This is a genomic window from Skermanella sp., assembly GCF_059503625.1.
The window spans coordinates 1-3323 of the sequence record NZ_JCACHA010000209.1; the positions used below are offsets into that span (position 1 = coordinate 1).

Annotated in this window: 7 protein-coding genes; 5 read left to right on the plus strand and 2 right to left on the minus strand. The window is 63.7% G+C overall.

Annotation, left to right across the window (positions count from 1 at the left end):
- Positions 1-73 precede the first annotated feature (73 nt).
- Both AC5JJ6_RS05250 and AC5JJ6_RS05255 read left to right on the plus strand, forming a co-directional pair.
- Positions 74-505 (plus strand): PRC-barrel domain-containing protein, encoded by a 432-nt coding sequence (locus AC5JJ6_RS05250; protein WP_496041032.1) that lies wholly within the window; start codon positions 74-76, stop codon positions 503-505.
- A gap of 50 nt (positions 506-555) precedes the next feature.
- Complete coding sequence (locus AC5JJ6_RS05255; protein ID WP_496041033.1) at positions 556-1341, plus strand: tellurite resistance TerB family protein; 786 nt, start codon at positions 556-558, stop codon at positions 1339-1341.
- A gap of 39 nt (positions 1342-1380) precedes the next feature.
- On the opposite strand, the gene AC5JJ6_RS05260 is transcribed toward AC5JJ6_RS05255, so the two are convergent.
- Entirely contained in the window at positions 1381-1836 is a 456-nt protein-coding gene (locus AC5JJ6_RS05260) for a YccF domain-containing protein (RefSeq protein WP_496041034.1), read from the minus strand.
- Between the two features lie 338 nt (positions 1837-2174).
- Between AC5JJ6_RS05260 and AC5JJ6_RS05265 the strand changes: the two genes are divergently transcribed.
- Positions 2175-2393 carry a hypothetical protein gene (locus AC5JJ6_RS05265; protein ID WP_496041035.1) on the plus strand — a complete coding sequence of 73 codons (219 nt, stop codon included), beginning with the start codon at positions 2175-2177 and terminating at the stop codon, positions 2391-2393.
- Between the two features lie 54 nt (positions 2394-2447).
- On the opposite strand, the gene sugE is transcribed toward AC5JJ6_RS05265, so the two are convergent.
- Entirely contained in the window at positions 2448-2729 is a 282-nt protein-coding gene (gene sugE / locus AC5JJ6_RS05270) for a quaternary ammonium compound efflux SMR transporter SugE (protein WP_496041037.1), read from the minus strand.
- Here sugE and AC5JJ6_RS05275 point away from each other — a divergent pair.
- Together AC5JJ6_RS05275 and mobB are read left to right on the plus strand one after the other, a co-directional pair.
- Complete coding sequence (locus tag AC5JJ6_RS05275) at positions 2647-2820, plus strand: hypothetical protein (RefSeq protein WP_496041038.1); 174 nt, start codon at positions 2647-2649, stop codon at positions 2818-2820. The two genes, sugE and AC5JJ6_RS05275, sit on opposite strands and share 83 nt — an antisense overlap.
- Before the next feature lie 41 nt (positions 2821-2861).
- A partial coding sequence (mobB, locus tag AC5JJ6_RS05280; RefSeq protein ID WP_496041036.1) for a molybdopterin-guanine dinucleotide biosynthesis protein B occupies positions 2862-3323 on the plus strand: 462 nt, incomplete at its 3' end.

Consider the following 3323-nt stretch of genomic DNA (forward strand, 5'->3'; position numbering starts at 1 on the left):
CGGGCAGTCAGGAACCTATGGAGCCGCACGGGGTTGGGTCTCCGACAGTTCTAACAACCATCGCAGGCCCACCATGCGTATCGCAGTCTCCGCCGCAACCGCCCTCGTACTAGCTTTGGCCGTTCCGGCGGTGGCCCAGCAAGCCACCAATCCGATGACGCACGACTCGATGCCGAAGGTCGAAGGTCCGGCTGCGACCCCAGCTCAGGTCGACAGGCTGATCGGAACGGATGCCGTGGCAGCCGACGGCCGCAAGGTCGGCAAGATCGAAAACCTGCTGGTGGCCCCTGATGGCCGGGTCGACTATGTGGTGCTGGAATGGGGCGGCGTCCTCGGTCTCGGCGAGCGGCAGGTCGCCGTTCCGTGGAAGGATGTTAAGTTGAACCCCGACAGCACGGTCGCCACGATCGATATGACCCGGGAGCAGCTCGAACAGTCCCAGCGCTACGACCCGGACGTGCCGGCCGCCGCCGGAATAGACTCCGAGATCAAGCCGCTGCGCTGACCCGCACGCCGACTGCCGTCATCAATCGATTTTAAGGGAGCGGACGACCCATGGCCAATCTTCAGAACATCCTTGGAACGATGCTTGCGACCGGCATGGCCGGCCGCAGCCGGCGCGGTCCATCCTTCGCGGCCGGCAACGTCTCCGGCGGCGGCTTCCGCAATGCCGCCGGTCTCGCTTCCCTCGGTTATCTCGCCTACAAGGCTTGGCAGGAGCGTCAGCAGAACATGGGACCGGCCTCCGGCCAGCAGCAGCCCGGTAGCGGTTCCTCGGCCGGCGGCATGTTCGGCAGCGGCGGACTGGCGGGGATCGGCGAGTCGATCTTCGGCGGCAGCGGCAGCGGCAGCGGCACGATGCAGGGTGCTGGTTCCGGTAACGCGCCTCCTGCTTCCACCGCTCCGCGAACCGGCTCGGGACCTTCGCTAGGCGAGCGTCTGGTCCAGGCCCTCAAGCCGCATGAGCAACCGGAGGCAAGGGCCGCTGCCGAGACGATGGGAGATCAGAAGGCGCTGCTGCTCATCCGGGCCATGATCGCGGCGGCCAATGCCGATGGCCAGATCACCGCCGTCGAGCGGCAGCGTATCCTCGGCAAGCTGGACGAAGCCGGCGCGGACGCGGAAGACCGGCGCACCATCGAGCAGGAACTCCAGCAGCCCCGTTCGCTCGACGCCCTGCTGCGCGACGTGACCGATCCGGAAACGGCGGAGCAGGTTTATCTCGCATCCGAAATGGCGATCGACACCGGCTCGCCGGCGGAAAAATCCTATCTTCAGTATCTGGCGGCCCGCCTCAACCTGCCGGACGACCGGGTTCAGGAACTGAACCGGATCGTCTGACGGAGGGACACGGCTCCACCGCCGGAAAGGGCAGGGCTCCTAGTGGGAGCCCTGGATCCGGTAGCCGGCGCGGGCACGTTCTTCCAGCTCCTCGTTCGACACGATCCGCTTGCCGACGGGCCAGAGCGAAATCACCGCCAGCTTCAGGTGCGCCCAGGCGAACGGAATGCCGACGATCGTCAGGGCGAGCGCCACGGCCGTCAGCAGATGGCCCAGGGCAAGCCACCAGCCGGCGAGAACGAACCAGATCACGTTGCCGATCATGCCCAGCGGGCTGGTCCCGAAGTCGGTCCTGCCGTCCCACTCCTCACGCGACACGGCGGTCCGTCCGAAGGGGGCGAGAGTGTAGCTGGCGATGTTCACTGCGGAGCGTGCCCAAGGCAAACCGATGATGGTGATGGCCATGACGATGGCCGCCAGCAGCCATCCCGCCGCCATCCAGATTCCGCCGGTGATGATCCACAGGATGTTCAGGATCAGGCTAATCAGGCTCATATAAATCTCTCCTTCGACTGCGATATGGGGAGATTTTTTCTTTCTTCCAAGGCCTTGCAGGGGTGGCTGCGCCATCCGTTCGGCCATTTCGCCACAGCCTGTAGCATCCGGAACATACTTCTAAAGTTTGGATGGAAAAAAGCGGGAACCCGGTTGCCTCCGTGAACAAATCGGCCTATGTCTCGTTCATCCGTGCAGCGACGTCCGGCCTCGGCCGCATCGTCCGCACTCAACCTTGGAGTTTCGCGTGAGCGACAACGGTCCGTCTAGCTAGGCGGCCGGACGTTATTCTCATCGTCCGTCCGCCTCTGAAAAGAGATATAGAGAAGGATGAGACGATGACGCGCAATCTCGCTGTCGAGTTCCGTATTGCGGCCAACACCCTGCGCCGCCTGACCGGCAACCCCGATCCCCGCAAAGCCGCCCGTGCCCAGGAGATCCTGGGCGACAAGGCGCTCTTCCGTGAATTCGTCGACCAGCGGCACCGTGCCTTGCGCACCCGCACCGATGCCGCCACGGAGGGCGACAGTAACGGCTTGGCCGACCTGGCGGCCTGAACTTCGACGGCCTGAACCTCGGCGGCGTGAGCAAGGCCGGTCCTTGGCCGGCCTTCATCCGACAAGCTTCAGCCCTATGATGCCGGCGACGATCAGCCCCAGGGAAACCAGGCGGGCCGCAGTCGCCGGCTCACCGAACAGGACGATGCCGAGGATCGCCGTCCCGCAGGCTCCGATCCCGGTCCAGACCGCATAGGCAGTGCCTATCGGCAGGCTTTTGAGCGCGTAGCTCAGCATCACGAGGCTGAGCACCATGGCGGCGATCGTCCACACGCTCGGCCACAGCTTCGAAAATCCTTCGGTATATTTAAGTCCGACAGCCCATCCGGTTTCCAGCAACCCGGCTGCGAACAAGATCAACCACGCCATATTCAATTCACCACCGGCTCTTTATCGCGAGTTCTTCACCGTAGCGGATCGCTTTTAGCTGGCTTAATGTTGCGGCCTGTTTGAAATGATGGGTACGAGATGAAGATATTCGGGATCGCCGGATGGAGCGGCAGCGGCAAGACGAACCTGATGGTCCGCCTTTTGCCGGAATTGACGGGCATGGGGCTCCGGGTGTCGACCATGAAGCACGCCCATCACGCCTTCGATGTCGATCAGCCCGGCAAGGACAGCTACAACCATCGTCAGTCCGGCGCTACGGAAGTCATGATCACTTCGGCCAACCGCTGGGCGCTGATGCACGAGAACCGGGGCGAGGCCGAACCGTCGATCGACGAGCTTGTCCGGCATATGACACCGGTCGACCTCCTGCTGATCGAAGGATTCAAACGCTCTCCTCACCCGAAACTGGAAGTTTTCCGCCGGGTCACCGGCAAGCCCCTGCTGGCACTGGAAGACAAGCACGTGGTTGCCGTCGCCTGCGACGAAGCCGTCCCGGAGGTGACGATTCCCGTGCTCGATCTGAACCGGGCGGAGGCGATT

Bases quoted from the DNA above. Each gene is read 5' to 3' on its own strand.
- AC5JJ6_RS05260 (WP_496041034.1), bottom strand. From the start codon at position 1,836: ATGAGCCTGATTAGCCTGATCCTGAACATCCTGTGGATCATCACCGGC.
- AC5JJ6_RS05250 (WP_496041032.1), top strand. From the start codon at position 74: ATGCGTATCGCAGTCTCCGCCGCAACCGCCCTCGTACTAGCTTTGGCC.
- AC5JJ6_RS05255 (WP_496041033.1), top strand. From the start codon at position 556: ATGGCCAATCTTCAGAACATCCTTGGAACGATGCTTGCGACCGGCATG.
- AC5JJ6_RS05275 (WP_496041038.1), top strand. From the start codon at position 2,647: ATGGCGGCGATCGTCCACACGCTCGGCCACAGCTTCGAAAATCCTTCG.
- AC5JJ6_RS05265 (WP_496041035.1), top strand. From the start codon at position 2,175: ATGACGCGCAATCTCGCTGTCGAGTTCCGTATTGCGGCCAACACCCTG.